The organism is Mesorhizobium sp. M8A.F.Ca.ET.208.01.1.1 (assembly GCF_004791315.1).
Lineage (GTDB): Bacteria > Pseudomonadota > Alphaproteobacteria > Rhizobiales > Rhizobiaceae > Mesorhizobium.
The window spans coordinates 245,547-268,333 of the sequence record NZ_SRUT01000005.1 but is presented as its reverse complement, the minus strand read 5'-3'; the positions used below and the strand labels follow the sequence as shown (position 1 = coordinate 268,333).

28 protein-coding genes and 3 pseudogenes are annotated in these 22,787 nt (G+C 59.8%); 17 read left to right on the top strand and 14 right to left on the bottom strand.

All coding sequences use genetic code 11. The annotated features are described in order from the left end of the window. Positions 1-76: 76 nt before the first annotated feature. Entirely contained in the window at positions 77-1,636 is a 1,560-nt protein-coding gene (locus EN851_RS23245) for a recombinase family protein (RefSeq protein ID WP_135880743.1), read from the bottom strand. 317 nt (positions 1,637-1,953) lie between these two features. On the opposite strand from EN851_RS23245, the gene EN851_RS23240 reads away from it, so the two are divergent. Then, entirely contained in the window at positions 1,954-2,274 is a 321-nt protein-coding gene (locus EN851_RS23240; protein ID WP_135881133.1) for a YMGG-like glycine zipper-containing protein, read from the top strand. Here the strand turns inward: EN851_RS23240 and EN851_RS23235 are convergent. Both EN851_RS23235 and EN851_RS36460 read right to left on the bottom strand, forming a co-directional pair. Further along, on the bottom strand, positions 2,268-2,900 hold the full coding sequence (locus tag EN851_RS23235) for a methyltransferase domain-containing protein (protein ID WP_135880744.1): 633 nt from the start codon (positions 2,898-2,900) through the stop codon (positions 2,268-2,270). The two genes, EN851_RS23240 and EN851_RS23235, sit on opposite strands and share 7 nt — an antisense overlap. A gap of 118 nt (positions 2,901-3,018) precedes the next feature. Beyond that, positions 3,019-3,165: pseudogene (locus tag EN851_RS36460) on the bottom strand (sorbosone dehydrogenase family protein); the annotation flags it as partial. Positions 3,166-3,614: 449 nt separating this feature from the next. On the opposite strand from EN851_RS36460, the gene EN851_RS23225 reads away from it, so the two are divergent. From EN851_RS23225 to EN851_RS23215, 3 genes are all read left to right on the top strand, one after another. After that, positions 3,615-4,004 carry a hypothetical protein gene (locus EN851_RS23225; protein ID WP_135930069.1) on the top strand — a complete coding sequence of 130 codons (390 nt, stop codon included), beginning with the start codon at positions 3,615-3,617 and terminating at the stop codon, positions 4,002-4,004. A gap of 90 nt (positions 4,005-4,094) precedes the next feature. Continuing rightward, positions 4,095-4,781 carry a hypothetical protein gene (locus EN851_RS23220; protein ID WP_135906984.1) on the top strand — a complete coding sequence of 229 codons (687 nt, stop codon included), beginning with the start codon at positions 4,095-4,097 and terminating at the stop codon, positions 4,779-4,781. A gap of 75 nt (positions 4,782-4,856) precedes the next feature. Further along, on the top strand, positions 4,857-5,012 hold the full coding sequence (locus EN851_RS23215) for a DUF982 domain-containing protein (protein WP_135907085.1): 156 nt from the start codon (positions 4,857-4,859) through the stop codon (positions 5,010-5,012). A gap of 118 nt (positions 5,013-5,130) precedes the next feature. On the opposite strand, the gene EN851_RS23210 is transcribed toward EN851_RS23215, so the two are convergent. Both EN851_RS23210 and EN851_RS23205 read right to left on the bottom strand, forming a co-directional pair. Continuing rightward, complete coding sequence (locus tag EN851_RS23210; protein ID WP_135880749.1) at positions 5,131-5,334, bottom strand: hypothetical protein; 204 nt, start codon at positions 5,332-5,334, stop codon at positions 5,131-5,133. After that, on the bottom strand, positions 5,331-5,597 hold the full coding sequence (locus EN851_RS23205; protein ID WP_135880750.1) for a hypothetical protein: 267 nt from the start codon (positions 5,595-5,597) through the stop codon (positions 5,331-5,333). The genes EN851_RS23210 and EN851_RS23205 overlap by 4 nt, the downstream gene beginning before the upstream one ends. 156 nt (positions 5,598-5,753) lie before the next feature. On the opposite strand from EN851_RS23205, the gene EN851_RS23200 reads away from it, so the two are divergent. The 3 genes from EN851_RS23200 (at position 5,754) to EN851_RS23195 (ending at position 7,048) form a co-directional block, all read left to right on the top strand. After that, entirely contained in the window at positions 5,754-5,948 is a 195-nt protein-coding gene (locus tag EN851_RS23200) for a hypothetical protein (RefSeq protein ID WP_135906982.1), read from the top strand. Between the two features lie 14 nt (positions 5,949-5,962). Beyond that, a complete protein-coding gene (locus EN851_RS36455) occupies positions 5,963-6,130 on the top strand; it encodes a hypothetical protein (RefSeq protein WP_167531276.1) in 168 nt (55 codons plus the stop codon). An 87-nt stretch (positions 6,131-6,217) separates the two neighbouring features. Beyond that, positions 6,218-7,048, top strand: a complete 831-nt coding sequence (locus EN851_RS23195) for a Ku protein (RefSeq protein ID WP_135906980.1) — start codon at positions 6,218-6,220, stop codon at positions 7,046-7,048. A 215-nt stretch (positions 7,049-7,263) separates the two neighbouring features. Here the strand turns inward: EN851_RS23195 and EN851_RS23190 are convergent, their stop codons facing one another. Then, complete coding sequence (locus EN851_RS23190) at positions 7,264-7,773, bottom strand: pyridoxamine 5'-phosphate oxidase family protein (RefSeq protein ID WP_135906978.1); 510 nt, start codon at positions 7,771-7,773, stop codon at positions 7,264-7,266. A gap of 180 nt (positions 7,774-7,953) precedes the next feature. On the opposite strand from EN851_RS23190, the gene EN851_RS23185 reads away from it, so the two are divergent. Both EN851_RS23185 and EN851_RS23180 read left to right on the top strand, forming a co-directional pair. Beyond that, positions 7,954-9,297, top strand: coding sequence for a phospholipase D-like domain-containing protein (locus EN851_RS23185; RefSeq protein WP_245511656.1), 1,344 nt, complete (start codon positions 7,954-7,956; stop codon positions 9,295-9,297). Between the two features lie 160 nt (positions 9,298-9,457). Then, positions 9,458-9,811, top strand: coding sequence for an NAD(P)H-binding protein (locus EN851_RS23180; RefSeq protein WP_348630730.1), 354 nt, complete (start codon positions 9,458-9,460; stop codon positions 9,809-9,811). 862 nt (positions 9,812-10,673) lie between these two features. On the opposite strand, the gene EN851_RS23175 is transcribed toward EN851_RS23180, so the two are convergent. The 4 genes from EN851_RS23175 to EN851_RS23155 form a co-directional block, all read right to left on the bottom strand. Continuing rightward, positions 10,674-10,877, bottom strand: a complete 204-nt coding sequence (locus tag EN851_RS23175; RefSeq protein WP_091586081.1) for a CsbD family protein — start codon at positions 10,875-10,877, stop codon at positions 10,674-10,676. A gap of 266 nt (positions 10,878-11,143) precedes the next feature. After that, positions 11,144-11,308 carry a DUF768 domain-containing protein gene (locus tag EN851_RS23165; protein ID WP_167531275.1) on the bottom strand — a complete coding sequence of 55 codons (165 nt, stop codon included), beginning with the start codon at positions 11,306-11,308 and terminating at the stop codon, positions 11,144-11,146. Positions 11,309-11,351: 43 nt separating this feature from the next. Then, entirely contained in the window at positions 11,352-11,573 is a 222-nt protein-coding gene (locus tag EN851_RS23160; protein WP_135906974.1) for a DUF768 domain-containing protein, read from the bottom strand. Between the two features lie 35 nt (positions 11,574-11,608). After that, positions 11,609-11,818, bottom strand: a complete 210-nt coding sequence (locus EN851_RS23155; RefSeq protein WP_135880757.1) for a hypothetical protein — start codon at positions 11,816-11,818, stop codon at positions 11,609-11,611. 876 nt (positions 11,819-12,694) lie between these two features. Between EN851_RS23155 and EN851_RS36450 the strand changes: the two genes are divergently transcribed. Next, the gene (locus tag EN851_RS36450; protein ID WP_167531274.1) at positions 12,695-13,111 is read left to right on the top strand and encodes a hypothetical protein; all 417 of its coding nucleotides are present in this window, start codon (positions 12,695-12,697) and stop codon (positions 13,109-13,111) included. Positions 13,112-13,375: 264 nt separating this feature from the next. Continuing rightward, positions 13,376-14,029, top strand: coding sequence for a hypothetical protein (locus EN851_RS37885; protein WP_167531273.1), 654 nt, complete (start codon positions 13,376-13,378; stop codon positions 14,027-14,029). A 122-nt stretch (positions 14,030-14,151) separates the two neighbouring features. On the opposite strand, the gene EN851_RS23135 is transcribed toward EN851_RS37885, so the two are convergent. Then, the gene (locus EN851_RS23135) at positions 14,152-14,451 is read right to left on the bottom strand and encodes a DUF1236 domain-containing protein (RefSeq protein WP_135880760.1); all 300 of its coding nucleotides are present in this window, start codon (positions 14,449-14,451) and stop codon (positions 14,152-14,154) included. 402 nt (positions 14,452-14,853) lie between these two features. Between EN851_RS23135 and EN851_RS23130 the strand changes: the two genes are divergently transcribed. Next, positions 14,854-15,081, top strand: coding sequence for a hypothetical protein (locus EN851_RS23130; RefSeq protein WP_135880761.1), 228 nt, complete (start codon positions 14,854-14,856; stop codon positions 15,079-15,081). Between the two features lie 330 nt (positions 15,082-15,411). Here the strand turns inward: EN851_RS23130 and EN851_RS23125 are convergent, their stop codons facing one another. Together EN851_RS23125 and EN851_RS23120 are read right to left on the bottom strand one after the other, a co-directional pair. Beyond that, positions 15,412-15,900: a hypothetical protein gene (locus EN851_RS23125; RefSeq protein WP_245511655.1), complete on the bottom strand. Its 489-nt coding sequence runs from the start codon at positions 15,898-15,900 to the stop codon at positions 15,412-15,414. After that, positions 15,897-16,103 carry a DUF3606 domain-containing protein gene (locus tag EN851_RS23120; RefSeq protein ID WP_135880762.1) on the bottom strand — a complete coding sequence of 69 codons (207 nt, stop codon included), beginning with the start codon at positions 16,101-16,103 and terminating at the stop codon, positions 15,897-15,899. The genes EN851_RS23125 and EN851_RS23120 overlap by 4 nt, the downstream gene beginning before the upstream one ends. An 89-nt stretch (positions 16,104-16,192) precedes the next feature. On the opposite strand from EN851_RS23120, the pseudogene EN851_RS37880 reads away from it, so the two are divergent. Further along, positions 16,193-16,635, top strand: a pseudogene (locus EN851_RS37880) (ATP-dependent DNA ligase); the annotation flags it as partial. A gap of 113 nt (positions 16,636-16,748) precedes the next feature. After that, a pseudogene (locus tag EN851_RS23110) lies at positions 16,749-16,990 on the top strand (TOBE domain-containing protein); the annotation flags it as partial. Positions 16,991-17,057: 67 nt separating this feature from the next. Here the strand turns inward: EN851_RS23110 and EN851_RS23105 are convergent. Next, complete coding sequence (locus EN851_RS23105; protein ID WP_135907083.1) at positions 17,058-18,125, bottom strand: LacI family DNA-binding transcriptional regulator; 1,068 nt, start codon at positions 18,123-18,125, stop codon at positions 17,058-17,060. 218 nt (positions 18,126-18,343) lie between these two features. Between EN851_RS23105 and EN851_RS23100 the strand changes: the two genes are divergently transcribed. From EN851_RS23100 to EN851_RS23090, 3 genes are all read left to right on the top strand, one after another. Then, positions 18,344-19,186, top strand: a complete 843-nt coding sequence (locus EN851_RS23100) for an ABC transporter substrate-binding protein (protein WP_135930068.1) — start codon at positions 18,344-18,346, stop codon at positions 19,184-19,186. Between the two features lie 93 nt (positions 19,187-19,279). Next, a complete protein-coding gene (locus EN851_RS37720) occupies positions 19,280-20,821 on the top strand; it encodes an amino acid ABC transporter permease/ATP-binding protein (protein WP_135906966.1) in 1,542 nt (513 codons plus the stop codon). Positions 20,822-20,885: 64 nt separating this feature from the next. Continuing rightward, the gene (locus tag EN851_RS23090) at positions 20,886-22,010 is read left to right on the top strand and encodes an FAD-binding oxidoreductase (RefSeq protein ID WP_135906964.1); all 1,125 of its coding nucleotides are present in this window, start codon (positions 20,886-20,888) and stop codon (positions 22,008-22,010) included. Positions 22,011-22,787: the final 777 nt, after the last annotated feature.

Sequence of the window (22,787 nt, the reverse complement as noted above, 5' to 3'; positions counted from 1 at the left end):
GCCCGCGAATCTACCGTCAGCCGAATGGCATGCCGATTGTTTGTGACGAAGTCGCGAAGCCCGGCTTTCGTAGTTCTCATATATTTGCCGGCATTGGTTCTCGTCTCGCCATCTCAACCACAGGATCAAGCGAAGCGAACAGGAAGGCATCAAGGCGCACGCCATTGTCGGCCTTGAGCATGTGAAGGGCAGAATGCGCTTCATGAGCGGGTGCGATTAGGAAGTCACGAACGGTCTGATTATCGGTCTCCATCCTGATCAAAATCGTCACCTCTGGCCCGATGAGACCCCGCTTCCAGAACGGCCAGCGTGGAAACCCGGCGACGTTCATCCGATATTGCGCAGTCCAAATCGCCACGGAGAATTCATCATTGACACGCATAATCTTTGTTTGGGGATCGTACAGCGCCGAGCCACCGACCCCGCCGATGTCCGAGATCAAGTTCTCGATTGTTTGCTGCCGAATCTGAATGAGCCGCCTTCTGATGTCGAGTTTCCGATAGTTCGCCGACCCGTCGTATCCGATCAACTGGTAGGCGGCGTTCATGCTTCCAAAGCGATGCGCGTAAATGCTGGCTGAATGACAGCCTGGAGCTGCATCAATTATCGGACTCGACAGCCGTCCCCGCTCTTTCCAAAGCTTGGTCAGATCGGCCAGCAACTCCTCATCGGATCTGAGGTAGGTGCGCCCCCGCCTGATAGCTTGCGCACGATCGAACACCGCCCGGGTTACGAGCGGCTTGATGACGTTGTCGGCGCGCACAAATGCGCCTGGCGGATTTCTTACCCGGTTTTGCAGAAGCCTGTGGGATATCCGGTTCCAAACACTGTTGCCGATATATTTTTCGCTGGCCAGTATCGTGCCTACGCACTCTCCGGTCCAAGGCCGGCCAAACTCGGTGACCAGGCCGCGCGCGTTTAGAGCAGCCGCAATTTCGACTGCCGTTTTTCTCCTTTTCACAAACTGGTTGAATATCCATCGGACGGTTGAAACCTCATTTTCAGGCCCGGGAACGAGAACGACGCGGTCGCTGGCCAGGCCTTTTCGCTCATCGTGATGGAGGATTCCCTTCGGATTTCCAGAGCCGTCGACAAGAAGGCGCCTCAACCCATAGCCCGCGGGGCCACCGCCGCTGAAACCGAGTTTGACTATGCGGCTTTGGCCAGCAAAGACCCTCTCTGACAGCATTCGGCTGTATTCTGCTGCCATGCTACGCTTAATAGCCTTCAGCACGTCGGACCCGACGCTCCCATCGTTGACGAACAGTTCCGCGCAGAACTCGATCCGCACTCCGGCTCTTTGGCATCGGTATTCATAAGAGGCGCTTTCATCAGTATTCTGAAAGCGTCCCCATCGGCTGACGTCATAGACCACGACAGTTTCGAAATCGGCCCGCCGGCTTTCGATATCTTCGATCAGCCGCTTCAAGCCCGGGCGTCCCCAGATGTTGAGCCCGCTTCGGCCCGGATCTTCATACGTGGCAACGATCTCATAACCCATGACATCTGCATAGTTACGGATCGCGTCCTTCTGATTGTCGATGGAGTAGATTTGCCTATCCGTCGACATGCGCAGGTATTGAGCAGCGCGAGCCCTTCGCCTTTCAAACTCGGGGTGGGTGGTTGCTTTGTCCATCGCGCGGGCCATGGTACTCAGACCTGATAATAGAGGCCTGTACCGCCTGCGATTTGGTTAGGAAAACATGTCGAGTTTGCTTCGAATGCGAGCCGTCGGCCGCATCCAGATATATATCCGTGCGCAACTATATCGGCCGTTGAGATCAGCGGGTATGCCCGTTTCTTTTCCGCTTTGGAAACCATGGCTTTCAACTCATGGGAAACCCTGACTCACTTCGTGAGAATCCGCGCCGCCGTTCCGCCGCAATGCAACCGCACTCGGGCTTCATTCGCCCCTGTCCGTCAGTCCCCGGGGCTTTGAGTGGAGTTCCAGTGATGATCATCAAGAAGGCTATTCTCGCGGTGCTGGTTACCGCAGCACTTGCCGGCTGCCAGTCGCAGACCGAAGGCCAGCAGCGCGCCACCACGGGTGCGCTCCTCGGCGGCGCCGGCGGCGCGCTGGTCGGCCAGGCGATTGGCGGCAACACCAAGAGCACTGTCATCGGCGCGGCTGGCGGTGCGCTGCTCGGCGCCGTCGTCGGTTCCGCCACCACCCCGCAGCAGCCCCGCGGCGAACAGCTCTGCCGCTACCAGGACCGCTACGGCCGCATCTACACCGCACCCTGCGACGACCGCTATTACAACGGCAACTACTGAGCCGTTGCCGCCCCCTTCTTTGCGAAGGCCCAGACCATCAGCGGGTATTCCTCGTCGTTGCTGAGGTCCCGCCACAGACCGTAGGCGCGCACAGGGCCACCGATGTGGGCCCTGGCGCAGGCCTTGTTGCCCCAGCCATGGACCTTGACATTTGCTTCGGCAAAGCCGCCCTCGACCATCAGCTGCTTCAGGCCGGCGGGCGTCCACCTGTTGTAGTCGTGTGGCCTGGCGTGCACGCGAAACAGGAACGGTGTCGCCACCATCGCCCAGCCGCCTGGCCTGGTCATGGCGTGGATGTTTTGCACGGCCGCCGCCGGCCGCCGGACATGTTCCAGCACCTGATCGGCGATGACGATGGAATATTCTTCTTCCGTACGGTCCCGGCAGATGTCGAAGGCGGGGAAATCGACCGACCGGTAGTTTGGGCACATTGTCCGCCAGTATCGGTTCCAGCCGGGCGAGATCTCGATCACGTCCGAGGCCTTGCGGTTTCCGGCTTCTAGGAAAAGCGTGAACGCCTCAATCTGGCGGATGCGCAGCCAGTTGCGCGAATCATAGCCGAGCAGGCGTTTGGCCACCTGTTTGCTGCGGTTTTTCAGGGTGCCGGCAAGGCTTGTCGTCGTCACATCGACCTCCTCCTGCCCGCCGCGAGATGAGCCTAGCCCAGGCAAGTGGGCAAAAGATGACAGGACAGCCTATCGCACCCAGGACCATAGGCGCGAATAGCCTATTGAACCGTCATCTGTACAGATCGTTGCCGATCAGAGCGACGCCGAACGGCGAGTTGAGATAATCGAGGAACACGCCCTGATATTCTGGCACGCCGTCACCGTTGGTGTCACGCAGCAGGGTTTTCCGGTTGCTCGGTCCACTATCTTCGGCCGAGCTCGCGCAGCCTTGCGTCGCGGTAGCTTCGACCGGAGAGCGACGTGGAAACAGTTGCTCGCGCTGCTTGGTCCAGCCCTGTCGCGCTCTTGAAGGAACGGGCTCGCAAACACTAGGCTGGCGGGCAAGCTGGGCCAGGAGACCGCTTTTCGCCAAGCGGAAATATGGACCATCGAGGTCGAACCCAGAGATGGCCGACACTGCGTGGCGATGCTGCTGCGCGGCAGCGGCCGAGCCACTGTCGTGCTGACGGGACACTACGATACGGTCACCACCCGCGACTATGGCGCGTTGGAGGATATCGCCAACCGACCATCTGCTCACGCCGGCGCTCGGCAAAAGCCTCGCAGATGGTGGCACAGCGGCCGCCCAACGCGCGCGCGCCGATTTTGCCTCGGGGGAATTTCTCGCCGGCCGCGGCCTGCTCGACATGAAAGCCGGCCTCGCGGCGAGATTTGGCCGTCTGCACGCAATTCGCCGAGAGCGCCAATCCGCCGGGGAACATCTTTTTCCTCGCCGTTCCCGACGAGGAGAACAATTCGGCCGGCGCGCGCAAAGCCGCGCAGGCGCTGCCATTCATCGCGCGCGAACGCGATCTCGACTTGGCCGCGGCGATCAATCTCGATGCGATCGCCGACGATGGCGACGGCAGCAAGGGTCGCATCATCGCCCTGGGCACCGTCGGCAAACTACTGCCCACCGCCTATGTGATCGGCATCCCTGCCCACAGCGGCTTTCCGTTGAACGGCTTGAACGCCGCAGCTGGCCGCCGCCATCGCCAAGCGCGTGGAATGGGCGCCGGAACTGACCGACCAGTCCCAGTTGGGGACTGGCACGCCGGCTAGCCTGCTCAGCATCCACGACAGCAAGGCCGGCTATGACGTGACAACGCCGTCACCTTCAACGTGCTGAGCTATCGCTGGGCGCCAGACGAGATGCTCGACCGTTTCGAGCGGCTTTGCGCCGATGCGGTTTCGGCCTGCCTGGGAGATCTCAAGCTGCGCCTCGGCCCAGGCAATGGCTCCGCTGCGGTCAACCTGGTCGATAGCGTTGCGCTACACCGCTTTGAGGCTATTGCTGCCGGCCTCGACGAGGACGCCAAGTCCAAGCTGGGCGAACTCGGCGCTTCGCTTGCCGACGGAGAGCTCTCGCTGCCTGAACAGTGTCGGCTCGTCACGGAAGAAGCGTGGCGATTGAGCCATCTTTCCGAGCCGGCGATCGTCGTCGGCTTTGGCTCGATCCCCTATTTGCCGACAAATCTGTACCAAACACCGGCTGCAAAGAGGTTGCGCGAAATTGCCTTAGAGATCGCCGCCAACGCAACCCGACGCTACGGCTGTGCAATCGGCTGCGCGGACTATTTCGCGGGCATCTCTGATATGAGCTTCTTTGGGGAGGCGGTCGAGTCTTCGCTCGACGTTGTTGCCCGCAACACACCTATGTGGCGCGACGGTGTGCGGTGGCCCCTGCATCGTGGCCTGGCCAACATTCCGACGATCAACATCGGTCCGTGGGGTCGGGACTATCACACGCCGCTGGAACGGCTGCACATCGGCTACTCGTTCAACGTGCTGCCACGCGTCCTTGGCGAAGTCTGTACGGCTTTGCTCAACGAAGGCTGACGCGGACGCAGAGCACTTCGTTTGTCCACTCTAACGGAGGAAGAATTTGGCGAACGCAGAGTTGGACGGCGCTGGGTGGAAGCGAGGGCGCCCGGCCGGATTGACCGGGACCGGGTGGTGATTACGGTGGCCGATTCAGCGCAACTCCTGTTGCGTGACTGGCCGGCGCCGGCCTCGGAAGTTCGTCTCGCGGCACTCAGGGGCTGCCTCGCGGTACTGCGCGGTGAATAGCCGGCGCGATTTGCCAGGCAGGCATTCCTCGTCGGAGGCAGAGACGCCGAATACTGCTGCGAACCGATTTGACCTCGTCCCGCACTTTACTTCACAGCTCAGGGCTTAGACCTAGCCCTCAGGGTTTGGGCAATGTCGGTTGAGTGGGCTGCGTGCCCTGCTGGTCGCCGCCGGTGCTGCTCTGCGGCGTCGGATTGCTGTCGATCTTCGGGTTCTTGTCGACAGGCTGGCTGTTGACCGTATCCGTCTTGGATTTGGCGGGATCCTCATTGCATCCCGTCAAGGCAGCAAGCGCAATCGTCACCAACAGAATGGTTCTCATTCCAAGCCTCCCTTCCGTGCCACTGGCAAGACGTTAGACCAGTGACCCATCCGGTCAAATCGAACCGATAGGCCTTGCCGTGATGCTTTTCTGGCCAGCACCAGATCGAGTGCCGCGTCATCGACCGGACTGCGCATGAAGGGACGGACAGCCTGGCAAGCCGACTCCGTCGAGACAAAATCGCAGGAAGTGCTTCTGGCCACGACATAGTGTTCGATCAGAATACCAACCCGTTTCAGCGCGATGTCTTGGGCATACTGCATCTGCTTCTCCTTGGCTGCCGAACTTCCGGACACGAGTGTTGTTCCACCTGTACAGAAAACTTCGCTTCCGGGCCGCCGCACCATCTGACGCTGGCGCACGGATCCAAGGGACAATCCTGCCGCGCGGTGGTTGGGGCGCAACCAGGAGCGCAAAATATGACCGGCAGCAACAAAACTGGCGGTGGTTACCGGGGCCTCAAGGAGATAGACAAGAAACTCGCCAAACTTTGGGCGAGGGCCGGTTTTAACTTGATCATCGCGGCCGATGAGCCGGCGATCAGGCAAGCGGCCGAGGGCGCTTTCGTCGAAGACGTGGCGGTGAAGCGCTTGAAGTCGATCTGGCAACCCTAGAGGGCGCCGAAAAATTGATCGCCCGGATCGGCGATCGTATCGATCTTCTTTTTCTAAATGCCGGGCGCGGCCTCGGCACGGTTTTCTCGACCAGGACTGGAAAAAAGGCCCGTCGCATCGTCGACACCAACATGACCGGAACAATCTGTCCAGCCCATCAACTGGCGGCGGGGATGCCTTGAGTCGCGTCCGGCGCCAGATGGCCGGGGTTCGTAGGAACAATTGCAGGTGGCGTCCGTTTGTTGGCTATCAGCCATCGAGGAACCCGCATGACCGCACCACGAGCCGTTTGGAAGGGCTTCTTGAAAGTCGGATCCGTTACATGTGGCGTGAAGATCGTCGGCGCGACCAGCGAGGCGTCGAAGAACCATTTCAAAATTCTCAATCGCAGGGACGGCTTGCCGGTAAAAAGCGCCTACATCGATGAAGCGACTGAGGAGGAAGTCGACGCCGAGGACCAGGTGAAGGGTTTCGAGATCGACAAGGACGACTACGTGCATGTCGAGCCCGATGAACTCAAAAAGCTGAAGCTTACCTCGGAGCACACGTTGGAAGTCGGCGAGTTTGTCGACCTCGACGATGTCGACACGCGATATCTTGAAAAGCCGTATTACCTCATTCCGGCCGACGGCGCAGCGGCCGAAGCTTTTGAAATCATCCGCAAGGCCATGGAGGAGAGAAAGGTCGCGGCCCGCTCCTGCGTCGTGCTTTACCAGCGTGGCCGCGAAGTGCTGATCCAGCCCTTCGGCAAAGGCATGCTCTTGACCGAGCTGCGCAGCCACGGCGAGATGATATCTGCGGAAAGCGTGTTCGCCGATATCAAGAAGGTAGAATATGATGCGGACCTGATCGAGGTCGCCAGCCTGCTGATCGACAAGAAAGTGACCCGTTTCGATCCGTCGAAATTTGAAGACACCTACGAGGACGCGCTGATCGCGATGATCGAGGCCAAGCGCAAAGGCAAGCCGCCGCCAAAACCGGCGCCCAAGCCGAAGGAAAATGTCGTCAACCTGGCCGAGATTTTGCGCAAGAGCCTGGCGCAAGCGGACGGCAAGTCGGAGAAAGGCAAAGCCACGGCATCGCGCAAGCGATCGGCCTAGCTAGGGCGCTCGAGCCTGCCCGCCTCAGCCTCGCACTCCAGCGTCCAAAGCCAGGCTGCGAATGTTCGTGCGGGATGTTGCAAGGCTGCGGCCCAAGCTGCGGGAAGCGCATCGGAAGATTATCGAAATAGACTAGCCGAATATCCCGGATCCTTGCTGGGCAAGGTGCTCCGGTTCACTCTTGCCTGCCCCTGCAACAAGCCTCACCGGGAATTTCAGAGTTGCACCTTGGCATTGTCACCAACATCAGGTTTGGCCCCGGTAACTGCAGCGAAAACCATCTTTGCAGTAGCGACGACAAGCCCCGGGCTGTCCCACAATTCGCCTTCGTCCGGGGTCACCTTGATAAGCCGGATTTCAGGATCGCTGGCGCTTTCCCACCAGGCCTTGTCGGTCTTTTCCCAGAGCTCCGCGATTTTCCCTCTGTCGTTTGTCACTGCGGCCGACCCCGAGATCGTAACGTATTTGTAGTGGCTGCTGTCGCTCCAGGCCAATGTCACCTTGGGATATTTCGCCAGCTGCTTGTTCTTGGCGCCGTCGTCATTGACGAGGAAATAGACGGCATCCTCGTCCCTCCTGACGCGAGCCGAGAGAGGACGGGCGCGATTGTATTTCCCGTCCCAGGTCACAAACATGCAGATGTCGATATCCGTGGCGAGTCCCCAGATCCGGTCCGTGGCCTGGGCCGGGGTGAGGTCGCTATCTTGCTCTCGATCGTGGGTCATGAGTTGTCCTTCGGGATAAGGTGATTTTGCTACAACTCCGGGAGGGTCTCCACGTTCCAGTCAATCGCGCGAAGCGACACCGTGCAGACTGGACCCAGCCCGGTGCATTCCATCCGGGAACCCTCATCCCAATCGAGTGTTCTTGTTGGGCGAATTCACCGTTTGAACATGGCAAGAGACGTGCGGCTGAGCAACTTTGGAATGCGATCTGCTATCAGAAAGGCGGTCGCCGTCCGGCCAAGGCTTGGGCGTTGGCTCGATAATCTCAAATATCTTGCCGTTGCTATCACGGCCGGCCTGGTCACGCTGGTGGCGATTAACCTGATGCCGGATCCACGCGCGATGCGCACGATCGTCCCACACGTTTTCAATGCTGAAGATCCCGCATTCGCAAGGAGCATGAGCAGCTATTCAAACGGACAGATGTACGATGCGAATGCCGTACAGACCCTGGTCAATGGCGACGATATCTTTCCCGCGATGCTGCGAGCGATCCATGCTGCTCATTCCAGCATCGATATGGAAACCTACATCTATTGGTCGGGTACGGTCGGCTACGACTTCGCCATCGCTTTGGCTGCGAAGGCGCGAGACGGCGTCGAGGTTCGCGTACTTGTCGACTGGGCCGGCAGCCTCCCCTTCGACGAAGATCTAGTCCACGTCATGACGAGCGCCGGAGTGCGGTTTCAGCGTTATCGACCCGTCCATTGGTACACAATGGATCGGGTGAACAATCGAACCCACCGCAAGCTTCTCATAATTGACGGGAAGATCGCATTTACCGGAGGCGTCGGGATCGCCGACAACTGGCTGGGAGACGCACGCAACCCGAATGAGTGGCGAGACACCCACTATCAGGTAGAAGGACCCGCCGTATCCGCCTTCCAGGCGGCGTTCGCCGAGAACTGGCTCGAGGCGGCAGGCGAGACCTTGCAAGGTGAAAAATTCTACCCGCCACCTGAACCCGCAGGATCACTCAGCGCGCAGTTGATCCTGGCTTCCCAGCCGAATGGCTCTGTAAACATGGAGTTGATGATGTTGGCCGCCATGGCTGCCGCCAAGGATCACCTGCGGATCGGAATGGCCTATTTCGTTCCGGACGACATTGCGATCCAGCAAATCTTGGACGCCAGGAAAAGAGGCGTCGCGGTCGACGTCATTGTCCCCAACTCGCTGACGGATGTCCCCATCGTTCGAAAAGGCTCGCGCTATTTCTGGGGCGAGTTGCTCAAAGCCGGGGTGCGCATCCACGAGTTTCAGCCGACAATGTATCACCCTAAGCTGTTGATCGTGGATGATGTGTGGGCCAGCTTCGGCTCGGCCAACCTGGACGAGCGGTCGCTGCGTCTCAACGACGAGGCCAATCTGAACATTTACGGCAAGGATTTCGCACAGACGCAGATCGATCTGTTCAACCAGGACCTTGGGCGGTCGAGGCAGATCAGTCTTGAGGAGTGGCAAGCGCGGCCGTGGACTGAAAAGGTGACGGACTGGTTGTCGAGCAGACTGCGCTCGCAGCTGTAGTGTCTGTGCAGACAAGCCGCACTATGTAAGCCTCTGATCGAACAGGTGAGAGGCAGCTGATCAATGGCAAAGCATGCCGTTGTCAGTTCATTGGCACCTGCCATGGGCCCATTCCACAAGGTGACCCTGCTCTCGACGGCGACGCGCGCGCTGGTCGGTCATGGAGCAGCAGAACATCCGCCGGTTGGTATGCATCACCGGCCTCGGCGCCGGTGACAGCCGCGGCCATGGCGGTTTCTTCTTCGACCGACTGCTCCTGCCCCTGATGCTGCGGAAGGTCTATGAAGACAAGGATCGCCAGGAAGATGCCATCCGGGGCAGCACGCTCGACTGGACCATCGTTCGACCGATGGTGCTCAACGACAAGCCAGCGCGCGGCCGCATCAAGGCAGTGACCGACCTTTCAGGGGTACATGGCGGGACGATCGCGCGAGCCGATGTCGCGGATTTCGTCGTTCAGCAACTCACCGCGGATACGTGGTTGCGCAAATCGCCCCTGACCGTGAACTCATAAAGGGTCGGGGTGGGCGGGCTCGTGCTCTTACGGTGCTGCAAACTGATCCGCAAGACACTGATGCGCAGCGAGAACGTCGAGATACTATCGGACAAGACCAATGCCGCTGTCATGCGGCATGCTGGTCGCGCCTTCCCGGGCGTTAGGCGGGTGCACCCTTGCACACACGGTTCAGACGCACGACTTCCCCGTCGGAATCGGCATGATACTTTACGCGCTTACGGCGTTTGTTCGTGGCCCCTGTGGGCAGGTCCTTTAAAAGCTTGAAAGCTCTGGCCACTCTCCGCTGGCAGGTCGAAGGCCGACTTCTCCTTCGTGATTCCCTCGATGGGCACACCAGCGGATTTTCTGCATGGCGGCGATGGTTCCCGCGGAGAAGCGAGGGGCGCGGACTGCGTCGTGGCCGGGAAAGAAGAGGCTACGGAACATTAGAAGTCGCCAATTGTTTATAGCATCGGAAAACTGAAAAAGCCCCAGTGGATGCTCGTGAATGAACACTGCCCAGCGCGTCAATTCGTGGATTACTGCTCAGAAGCCAATCGCTATCTGCGACAGCTGCATCGTGGACGAATTGAATGTAACTCCAGCTCAAGTCGGCCAGATCACCGGGGCCCTTGGAACCACGTCCGACTTCGACCGCGATAAAGGAGTATGCGGGCGCTGCTGCGAGAAGACCGTTATACGCGCGAATTAGTCTGGAGCTGAGCGTCGACTGAAGGCAGTCCCCGGCCAAGCAAGGGGTCGATGTGCTGGCCTGCTGAATTGTCATTCGGCTGGTGGGCGAAGTCAGGACGAACTATCAACGTGGGAGCGCAGGTAGGTCCGGCGCCGCCCACCGCCGGGCCATCTTTCGCTTTCGGTTTTACCAACCTTGCCTGCCATACCAGTCATCGATATCGCGTCGCGCGCGATCCTTTTCGATGCCGTAGCGCTCCTGGATTTTGCCTTCGAGCTGGTCGCGCTTACCTGCGATGCGATCAAGGTCATCATCAGTGAGTTTCCCCCACTGTTCCTTGACCTTACCCTTCACCTGCTTCCAATTTCCTTCGACGCGGTTCCAGTCCATGACGACCTCCATTGTTCGAAAAAGGCGGAACGTCGTCGAACCTCCGAGGTTCCCGGCGACCAGGGATTCATAAAATGACCGGGGTCGCAGCAAGACACTGTCGGGGCGCAATTCCTGCTATAAGCGCGATATCGCCAGGATGAGCAAATTCGAAGCGCCGCACCATGTCGGGGATTGTGGCTTTACGAAAACGCGTCCACACATTTTAGGTCATGCTCAATTGTTGCCGTCAGGGATGACCAAAATGGGAACGGACTGCGAACGAGTCAGCCGCCACGGCGATCCGCCATCGCTTCGAAGATCACTTCGAAGACGCTCCCCACTTCTTCAGTCACCTCGCTGGGTGCGATCCCCAGCTTTTCAGCAGCTTTCAACATTTGATCGGGCACGTCGCTAGCAGCGATCGGATTGCCAACCGGTTCGTCCGGCAATGATTTACGACCCAGTCGTCAAGGAACCAGCGGCCGCGCAAACTCACTCGGGAAGACTGGGGTCGAAATGCATGATGGCTTCGATGATGGTGCGGTAGAGGCTGTCGACCTCTTCGTCGATCTCCCCACGCTTAATGCCGAGCGCCTTCGCATCGGCAATTAGCTTATGGGTAAGTTCGTCCACGGTGATGACATCTGCTTTTGCCGTCTCCGCGACGTTGTTCGCGATCCATTGGTCCAGGAAATCGATGCCACGCGCTCTCATTAAGCCATAATTTCAGGACGGCTCTTAGGTTCCTCCTACCGGCCCAGGGGCTGCTTCGAAAGCGATGTCAGCTCGGCTTCATCTTTGATGCCGGCCATGTAATTGGCAATGATACGGGATGCGAGGGCGTCACGAGTACCGGGTGATTGATCATCGCTCTTGAGGCGATGGAAAACGCGAGCAAGCAGGGCCAGTTCCGGTGGCTGAAGAATGCCGGCCTCAGCAGCTTTGTGTCGAATTGGCATGCTCCCAACTCCAACAGCGAGGCCGCTATAAAACCAGGGCGCCGGCTAAAGGCAAGGCTATTCCTCTTCTCGGAAATCCTGCAGCGGGGCGTGACGAAGGTCTTCCTCGCCCCGCAGGTGCTTTACGCGGCCAATGTGCCCAGGCTTTACCCATTGCGTCGCCGGCCGCTTCATGCCCTTCGGCGCCGGTCCAGCGTGCTCCTGGACACGCTTCTATAGGCGCTTGCGGATGGCCCGGCTGGAGTTCATGAACGCCAGCAGCGAGCGCAACCAGGACTGGAAGCCGACGTTCGAGCGGGAAGGATGAAGGATGGCTGTCGCCTTTTGGCGGGGGCGTTGGGGACAAGGCGCCGGCCGGGCGAGCCGATCAGGTTCCGCCGCGTTGTAAGTATGGGCGATGTGTCGGAGCAGAGGATGTGGCGTGATCGCGTAAGGCTGTTCAGCGTAGTGTCATCAGTTTGCTCTTCGAAGTACGCTTGGCAGCCTTCGCTGAAAAATTGGCTGTCCGGTTCAGGCTGCAGGCCGAATGGGTGCCAGGTTTGCAGTCGGGATTGCAGGTGCGACTGACGACATGAATGACCGGCGAGTCGCTGCGGCCTTGAGGGCGATGCCAACGGAGGGGCAGGCCCGATGCCGGTCCTGGCCTTCACCCTGGCCGCTGGCGTCGTCATAGCGTTGCTTGGCCGTTTTAAGGAAAAGGAATTCTCACGCTCGATCTAGGCGGCTCGGCGCCGGGGGCATCGAGAGGAGGCGGCGCCGAGCCTAACCGGTGGGACACAAGGTTGGGATGATATGAGCATCCCGCCGGCTACGGGCGGTTATGCTCTTCCTGAAATAGATCCGAAGCATCCGAACGAACGAAAATAAGAGGCATCCTTGCGCGACCACGAACTGACCGAGCGGCCCGGCAAGGGCTGGACGCCATGGGAACACGGGCCCGCAGCGGTCTGGTGGGATGCGCGGAAGCTGCACTTTGCTCTGTTGAACGTCAGCGTGCTCCTTTCCGGCTCTGAACTTGTTGCGATCGAGCATTGGGATTTTCGCGGCGACAGATGGTGCATGCGCAAGCCGCCGTCCGATCCCCCGCCGCTTCCCGAGGTCAACCGGATCGAGAGGCAACGCGCGGCAGACGAAGCCTATGAGCGATTCCGTGCGCAAGGCGGCAGCGCGCGCAGCTGGGGCCAGCGAGCCTATTTGCGCGGGCGAAATTCAAGAATCGTCGCAGATGGCTCCGGTTCCAAAGGTTCGTGGCCGGGCTCCTCGTGCCACATGATCTGGCGCAAGTCGCGCTGATCGACCGGCTGACCGCATGTCGGACAGTTATAGAAATGATCTGCTTCGCGAATGAAGACGGCGCTGTGCACCTTGCCTGGAATCGGTGGGCCGAGGTCTGATAGCTTTGTCATGGCGATCGAAACAAGCCGTCACGAGTTCCGGACTTATATTAGCATATGCTAATTGAATCACAGTTGCGAGTCAGCGCATGTGTCTAACATCAAGCCTACCCGAAACTATTTTAGCACATGCTGATGGAATCGCGCTTTTGCGAGTCCAGTCATGCGTTTGAGGTTTGTCGCGCCTTTGATGCCGACGCATATCGCTCAGCCATCCGAGGGCGAAAACTGGCTGCACGAGGTGAAGTTCGACGGCTTTCGCTGGCAACTCATTATCGACGAGAATGGCACCCGCATTTACACCCAACGGTCTCGACTGGAGCGTCCAAGTTCGCGAGCCAGAGGCTTAAGCCGCATACCTTGGGCGGAGAGCGCCATAGTCAACGGCGAAATCATCGTTTTGAACAATGCTGGTCTGTCTGACTTCGCGGGCTGCGCAAGGCCACCTCCCCCCGGCAGCACGACCTCTATTTCGTGGCCTTCGATCTGCTGCATCTCAATGTGCATGATTGCGCGACATGGCGCTGGAAGGCCGTCGCGCGATCCTGGCCAGCATGATCGGGACGGCGGTCGGATTCAGTTTACCGAGCCGCTGCCGGGCGAAGCCAAGGCGGCATGCTTCTTTCCACGACTTTCGGGCGGCCGCTCATTGACCAGCGTCTTCGGTGAGGAAAGATGCAGCAATCAGGTCGTCGCCAGCAATCTGACCGTGACCGACATCCATGATGGCCACGACCTTGTGAAAGATTTTGAGTTCGGCCTCAGTTATACGCGCTGCCCGCATTCTCGCCTGCAGATCTGCCAAGCGCGCCACTAGAGCCTCGGTCGTCTCAAGCTCAGGGTTCTTCATCTTCATTTGTCCGGTTGAGGTGTGACGTGCGATGCACGCCTTACACGCCCCGCCACGGTTGGCGGCGGGGCGCGAGTTCGTTCGAACTTTCAGTCGTAGACTTTGACGATCTTGCGGGTGCCCGGGTCGACCAGAACTGTGTGTTTGTCGACCACTACATAACGATACTTGACGTTCGGAACTTCGTGGAGCTCGACCGTGTCAGGTAGAGCCGTGCCGACGTTCAGTTCCACTCCCGGAATCTTGACTGAAGCCAGCGGTTGCTTCTTCACGTATTCGCGCACTACAGTGTCCTGTTCGGGTGTGATGACAACATCCTGCGCTGCCACCGCGCCGACGCCGGCAAGCAGAACGAGCGCCGCGGCGCCGCTGGTTAGGTGCATTCTCATACTTTTTCTCCTCTGACCTGGCGAACGGCACGACCGCCTGTGCGCCAAAAATCCAAACCTGTCGGCAGGCCAGACGTTCCCTGCCGGGACTTCGGTCTGATCTTCTGCATGACCAAGGTCCCTTCGCAGATGCGCAATGGTCGTGCCTCTTCGACACGGCGGAACGGCCTCGAGCCAGGGTAGTTGCTTCTCCAAATTCGGAGAAAGCAGATGGATAGAAGCGTTGGGCAAGCGCGCTGGTTGCTAGCGCCGATTTTCGCGACGGCCGTCACCTTTTTGGTGATGGGCATAATCCTCGGGTGACATTTCATGGATCGGCACAGCTACGTCCCTTCCTGTGCTGATAGGACCCGCGAGCCGCTCCGGCAGGCTGGCGGGTCCTCTATTTGGAGTATGGAAACGATGACATTGGCCCAGATATCGAAGGTGCATGCGAACGCTAACGACGCAGCGAATGACAATCCTTCGCCTGAGCCTGGTTTGCCGAACGCCGTGTCTTTGACTGACGAGGAAAACATTGCCGATCTTGTCAGGCGAACCGAGCGCACGGCTATGTGGGTGCTTCTGGGAATGGGCGGCTGGTTGGCGTTCGTCCCTGTTGTCTACCTTGTGATGACCCACGGAATTTGAACGCGTACGAGCATTGCCCGACCGCCTAGGCCGGCTATGGCTCATTACGTCAGGACCTCGTGTCCGGATTGCAAAGCCGCCGGCCGCGATCGGCGACAGGTGTTTTTCACAGGCATTCCCGACTGCGAAGGCCAGCAGCGGGCGCGCAACCGGGACTGGAAGCCCACATTCGCGCGGGAAGGATGAAGGATGGCCGACGCCTTTTTGGGCGAGGGGCGTTGGGGATAAGGCGCCTGCCGGACGAACGATTCAGGTGGACAGATGGCCGATTTATCCGGGCCAACCCTGGAAGAGCCGGAGATACTCCGAGCCATCGATCCCGGTGCAATTCTAACAGGCGCCCTTGAGCAAGTGCTCCAAAACAGCGAAGTCATCTAGATCCCTATATGGTGTGAGATCCAGATCGCCGGGAACGCGCTTGAGCGCCTCTTCATCGATTTGTTTCTCGTGAGCTTTCATCACCGACTGGTAGGCCCGCCAAGTCAGGCCGGCGCCTCTGACAGCTCCCTGCTCAGCGCGCAACGCAATCTGATGGGCATGGAGGTAGTGCAACCTCAACTCGTCGAGGAGTGCCTTCTCTACAATCTCGTGCGTGACCAGGAAGGGCGTAAGTCGCATGTCGACGCCCTTCCATGCGATCGTGCGCGGTAGATGCCGATCGATGTAGACGGTTTTCGCATCTTCGCTATAGCCAGCAATGTAGGGGATGTCGAAGTCGTGACTAACCGTAACTCGCCTCTGAAGCGCCGTGACAGCGTCCGCTAAGACCCTATCATCCACCTCCTCAGATTTGTGGCGGACTTCGTTTTCAAGCTTCAAGACGTTGCTCCATTTGATCGTGCATTGAGAGCTTTCGCCTCCCGCTCAAGGGTGTCGCGATCGTTGCCGTGCCTTTTGATCAATTCACGGACCTGCGGGATAGACAGGCCGAATTTGCTGGCGAAGTAGCCGACCTCATATTCCTCATCTCCGCTCACGCGGCCGCGATCCTGATAGCCAAGCTTGTTCTTGTCGTCAGTCATCGTTTTCACTCCCGTCTGAGATCGAGCGCAACGTGCTGTGCGCCAGTTTGTTTCGGCCGGCACTGCCAATTTGGGAACTATTTTAGCAAATGCCGATTGAATCGCCGGTTTGTGAGTCCGTTAGTATGCGTTTGAAATTCGTCGCGCCTTTGATGCCGCCCCTTGTCGATCAACCGCCCGACGGCGAGAACTGGCTGCACGAGGTGAAGTTCGACGGCTATCGGTCGCAGCTCGTCATCGATGAGGATGGCACCCGCGTTTACACGCGCAACGGTCTCGACTGGACCTCAAAATATCGCACCCTGGTCGAGGAAGCCGCGCAGCTCGGCGCCGAAAGCGCCATTATCGACGGCGAGATCATCGTTCTGAACGATGCAAAGCGATAACCCGCCGGCAGCACGACCTCTATTTCGTCGCGTTCGACCTGTTGCACCTCAATGGTCATGATCTGCGCGACATGGCGCTGGAGGAACGTCGTGAAATCCTGGCCGGTATGATCGAGCCTGGCCGCCGTATCCATTTCAGCGAGCCGTTGCCGGGCGATGCCAAAGCGATCTTTCACCTGGTCGACCAGGCTGGGCTGGAGGGTATCCGGTTGGTGACAAAGGCGACACGGAGCCACATCGGGCAGGTCGGCACGCCCATGGCCGCAAGGCGACAGTGCCGATCGCGACGCCTGCTTCGGCAAAGGGAGTGGGGTCAGCTTCGGCGTGCGGCCGGAAGATCTCGCGATCGCCAGTGATACGGACTATCTGTTCGAGAGGACGGTCGACTATGTCGAGCAGCTCGGCGAGGTCCAGCTGGTCTATATCGACATCGGCCGTGCCGACCTTCCGCTGGTGACCAAGCTGCCGGGCAATGTCGAGGTCAGGCGCGGCTCGACGCTGCCATGGCTGGACCAATCGGCCGATCGCCGCTGCGGTACCTGCGCTTGGCGCTAGGCGTCTAGGATCCTCAGCTCGACGGCGGCCCAACGGATCCGCGTTCGATGATCGTGGTCGGCAGGATGAGCCTTTCGGGCGATCGTATTTCGCCCTTTAACCGCCGGATGAGCAGTTCCGCGACACTGTTGCCGAGCGCATAAACGGGCTGATCGATGACGGTAACTGGCGGGGTTGTCACGCTCGTCCAATCCGCATCATGGAAGGTGATCAGGGAGATATCCTCGGGGACCTGCAGGCCACGCTGGCGGATCACCCTGAATATCTCCAGTGCTATGACGCTGTCGGAAGCAAGGATCGCCGTCGGCCGATCCGGCCCTGACAACATTTCGTCGGCAACCCTGCGCGTTTCGACATGGCTAGTCGCCCCAAGGCGAACAAAACGTTCCGGCCGGTCAATTCCGGCATCTCGGCACACGGCGAGGAACCCGTCGATACGCTCGCGAACCGACGAGGTGTAGATTTGCCCGAGATCGCGGTACTCACGCCCCTCGGAGGCGACCGCGGTCACATAGGCGATGTCGCGGTGTCCGGCATCCAGAAGAACGCGGGTCGCCCGCATGGCGATGCCGCGATCGTCGACCGTGACTGTATCGACATCCAGATCGGGCAGCGCCCTGTCGAGCAGGGCGAGCGGCCGGCCAGAACGATGGATGTCGCGCAGGTGCGAGATGTCGCGCGATTCCGACGGTGTGACGATCAGCCCGTCGACGCGCTTGCCGATCAAAAGCCGCACGGCTGCCTTTTCAACTTCGATCTTCTCGCCGGAGTTGGCCAGAATGACATTGAAGCCAGCCGCCCTTGCCGCATCGCTGATACCGCGCACTGCCAGGCTGAAGAAGGGGTTCTCAATATCGCCAACCACCACTCCGATGATGCCGGACCTGCCGGTCGTCATGCTACGGGCCAGCTCGTTAGGGCGGTAATCCAGTGTCTTGGCCGCAGCCATAACCTCAGCGCGGATCGCTTCGCTGACCACGCCGTATCCACCCAGCACGCGCGCGGCTGTCGCCTTCGACACGTTTGCCGCGCGGGCGACATCGCTGACTGTTATCGACCGTTTCGGCGCGGTTGTTTTCATCGAATGAGGACTTACAAGAGTTATTGACGGAAGGTCAATCTGACGGTAACCCTTACCAAAGAGACCGGTCTCACGCAATAAGAGACCGGTCTCTAACGAAAGGTGATTCCTGACACGGAGTGACAGCTAGCGTGCGGTGCGCCGACGAACGATGTGCCGCGTGAAATTTTCCGGAACAGACAAAACCAGAAGAACAACTTTCAGAGTGGAGAGAAGACATGAGCAGGATTGGAATTCTCAAGCCGTTGATCTCGCCGGTCCGGGCCGGCGCAATGGCTCTTATGGTTGTATGCATCGGAGCGGGTCTGGTTTCGCGGGCTTCCGCGGCGGATGACAATCCCTTTGGCCTCATTGATGCGAAGGTCATCAGCGTCGGCACCATGGGAGACGCCAAGCCATACGCTTTCACCCAGGCGGATGGCACATTCACAGGGTTCGACCTTGAACTGTTTCGCAACGTCGCTGGTCGCCTTGGATTCAAACCCGACCAGGTGATCTTCACCGGCCAGGAATTCTCGGCGCTTATGCCCTCGGTTGCCAACGGGCGATTCGATGTCGCTGTCTCCGCGATCGGCACGACGGATGCGCGCAAGCACACGGTCGACTTTTCTGACGGGTATCTTGCAGGCTATCTCTCCGTGCTGACCGCCGACAAGGCCATCACGTCGGCGGATGGGCTCAAGAGCAAGCGTCTTGGCGTCGTCCAGGGTACGCTGCAGGAAATCTACGCCGCGAAGAATTTTGTCGGAACCGATCTCGTCAAATTTCCTGACAACAATTCGGCCGTCTCGGCGCTCAATAATGGCACGGTGGACGCTCATTTCCTCGACTACGAGGCCGCCAAGCAGTATGGCGAGCGGTATCCCGGGCTGAAGATCGCAATCAACATTCCGTCCTTTGACGCTCCCGCCGGCTTCGTGATACGCAAGGGCAACGACAAGTTCCGCGATGCATTGAACACCGCGCTTCACGCTGCGATGCAGGACGGTACCTGGAAGACGCTCTACGAAAAATGGTTCCCCGGTTCGCCGATGCCTGACCAATATCTCCCCAAGAAGTAGCCGCGCCCGGCCGTCGGCCTGGGTGCCGGCGGCCGGACCTTACCTGCCGCGCTATGTCTGCCGGTGCCAACAGCGCAACGGAAAGGGGACCGAATGGACTGGCTTGAAAACTTACGGCGCAGTTTCCTCGACTGGCAAGCCATGGCGGACGTGCTGCCAAGCATGATCACCATCGGATTGAAGAACACCTTGATCCTCGCCGCCGCATCCACGGTGCTCGGCATGATCCTGGGCATGATCCTTGCGGTCATGGGCATCTCGCAATCGCGCTGGTTGCGCATTCCGGCTCGCGTCTACACCGATATTTTCCGTGGCCTTCCGGCGATTGTCACGATTCTGCTCATCGGCCAGGGCTTTGCCCGCGTCGGCCGTGAGATCTTCGGGCCGTCGCCCTTTCCGCTCGGCATCCTCGCCCTCAGCCTGATCGCCGGCGCCTATATCGGCGAAATCTTCCGCTCCGGCATCCAGAGCGTCGAGCGTGGGCAGATGGAGGCCTGCAGGGCGCTCAGCATGAGCTACGGCCAGGGCATGCGCCTGATCGTGATACCGCAAGGCATCCGCCGCGTCTTGCCGGCCCTGGTCAACCAGTTCATCGGCAACGTCAAGGATTCGAGCCTTGTCTACTTCCTCGGCCTGCTCGCGTCGGAGCGTGAGATCTTCCGGGTCGGGCAGGACCAGGCGGTGGTCACCGGAAACCTCTCGCCATTGCTTCTGGCTGGTGTCTTCTATCTCGTCATCACCGTGCCGTTGACCCATGTGGTCAACTACATCGACAACTCGCTGCGGGTCGGCAAGCAAAGGCCTGGCCTCGTCACCAGCGGCCTTGCCGAAGTCAGCGAACTGGAAAGCGCCATCGGCGGCCCGCCTTCGGAGACCAGCCCTGAAGACCGCTCGGCGCTGCCCCGGTTCAAGGGCGGCAGTCTCGCCGTCACCGATCTCGACATGGCCTACGGCGATCTCAATGTTCTCAAAGGCGTCAGCCTGACGGTCAAGCCTGGCACGGTCACATGCGTCATTGGTCCATCAGGTTCGGGCAAGTCGACCTTGCTGCGCTGCCTCAACCGCCTGGTCGAGCCCAAGGGCGGCGACGTGTTGCTCGATGGCGCGAGCATCCTGGCGATGAAGACTGAAAAGCTGCGCCGGCGTGTCGGCATGGTGTTCCAGCAGTTCAATCTGTTTCCCGACCACACGGCCCTGGAAAACGTCATGCTGTCGCTGACGAAGGTAAAAGGCCTCCCGGTGCCGGAGGCCGAGCGCATCGCCGAGGCGCGCCTTGCCGATGTCGGGCTGGCTGCCCGCAAGAACCATCGTCCCGGCAGCCTATCCGGTGGTCAGCAGCAGCGGGTGGCAATCGCCCGCGCGCTGGCAATGGACCCGGAGGTCATCCTGTTCGACGAGGTTACGAGCGCTCTCGATCCCGAACTGGTGAAGGGCGTCCTAAATCTGATGGCGGATCTCGGCCGGCGCGGCATGACGATGGTTGTCGTCACCCATGAAATGGGCTTTGCTCGCAAGGTGGCCGATCAGGTCGTCTTCATGGATGAGGGCCGCGTCATCGAGGCCGGCACGCCCGCTGCGATCTTCGATACACCGAAAAGCGCACGCCTGAAGCACTTCCTAGCCGAAGTGCTTTGATCCCACGATCGCGGCCCCCTGAAACGGTCGCCCCACCAACCTCCACCAATCGAAAGAATATCCCATGGCTACCTCACGTTCGGTCTCAAAGGTCGTTGTTGTCGGGGGCGGCATTTTCGGTGTCTCCTCGGCGGTTCATCTTGCGAGGCTCGGGATCGAAACCGTTCTGGTCAATGATGGACCGCTCGCCAATGGAGCTTCCGGCCGCTCGCTCGCCTGGTTGAATTCCGCGCGCAGGCGATCAGCGGAGTATCATCGCCTGCGCATGATCGGTATCGACCGCTACCGCACGCTCTCGGCAAGATATCCGGATGTTGCCTGGCTGCGCTTTGACGGCGGCCTGACATGGGATGCCGATGACGCCTCCAACGAGATCGCGGATATCTTCGCCCATGAAAAGGGCCTCGGCTATGACGCGCAACATCTGTCCGCGGGTGCCATCGCTTCAGCTACCCCCGGCATCGCCGCAAGCGCTGTCACGCCTCAAGGTGCGATCTTCAACCCTGGCGAGGGGTGGGTCGACCTGCCGTCGCTGATCGAGATATTGATCGCGGAATTCCTGCAGCGTGGCGGGCAACTGGTCACCGACGCCGGAAGCGCCGCGGTCACCGTCATTGACGGCCGCGCCACCGGCGTGACCACGACAAACGGCGCCAGCTTCGCTGCCGATGCGGTCCTGCTGGCGACCGGCGGCGACGTGCCGCGAATGGTCGCGGTCACCGGGGAGCATATCGACGACGGATCGCCGATCGCTCTGCTGGTCAGGACCAAATCGGTCGATTTGCCCCTCCGGGCCGTGCTCAACACACCGCGCGTCGCCATCCGCCCGACGCCGGACGGAGCTCTCGCGCTCGATTCCGCCTGGTCGGAAGAAGAGGTGGCCGTCGATTCCGACGGCACCTATGGTGTGAAGGATTCGACCGTACAGGGCCTTCTCGATGAAGCCTCGAAGGTTCTTGAGGGTCATCCGAAACTGGAACTGGAAAGCTACGGCGTCGGCCCCAAGCCGATCCCCGGCGACGGCGAGCCGGTCTTCGGCCAGCTGAAGGACATCCAGGGATATTACGTCGCCTTCAGCCACAGCGGCGCGACGCTTGGGCTGATTGCCGGCGAACTGCTTGCCGGCGAGATCGCCACCGGAAAAGAACATCCGCTCCTTGCAAACTTTCGGCCAACTCGATTTTCTTGAGTACCAAATCCAAGGGCAATTGCGCCAAGCCGAACAATAGCCGGCGGTTGCGGTCGACCGTTGCAGACAATGGTGACTTCGTCCCTCGTCGCGCTGGGTTTGGCTTCAAATTCTCACCTTCTTGGGCATCGGGATCGCGCTGCCGAATATTGTGATCTCCGTCCTGGCGACCGTCATCGGCCATCAGCAAGTAGAGGGTTGAATACTCACCGACGCCGGGCGGTAGCGATATCGCGGAATCGCGGTGGCACCGTATACGCCAGCGCTGGCCAGCCAGTAATTCGGTGAGAAAGGTGGGAAGATTCATGGCCGCCCGCCCTGACTGACTTGGTTGAGCGTTTCGCAACGCCACCGCCCATCCTAAGATTGAGGAGCTTTTCCTAGCTGTCCCACCCAAGATAGACTCCCGGCAGTGCCGCCATGTCATCACTGATCACCTGGACCTCCCGGCCACTAGCCACGGCCCTCAGCTGAAAAGCCCGATCCGATTCAGGTAGTAAAGCGTTTGGAGGCTTGCGCGATGGAGTGCCAAGCATCGAGGAGCCGTACGGGTGGCTCTGACGGTGAAAAACGCCGACTTGCAGCAAACCCGCGCAGCCGCACGATCGCGTGCATCAGCAATCCCCCGCTGGCGGCACTCCCCCCGATCGGGTGTTCCCTGTCCGGAATCCGTTTGCTCGGAGTGACGCTAACCGAATTTGGGCGACACCTGATCCGGGCCAGGTCGGCAAATCTCCCTGACTATCTAGGCCGTAAACTCATAAATACGAGATGGCC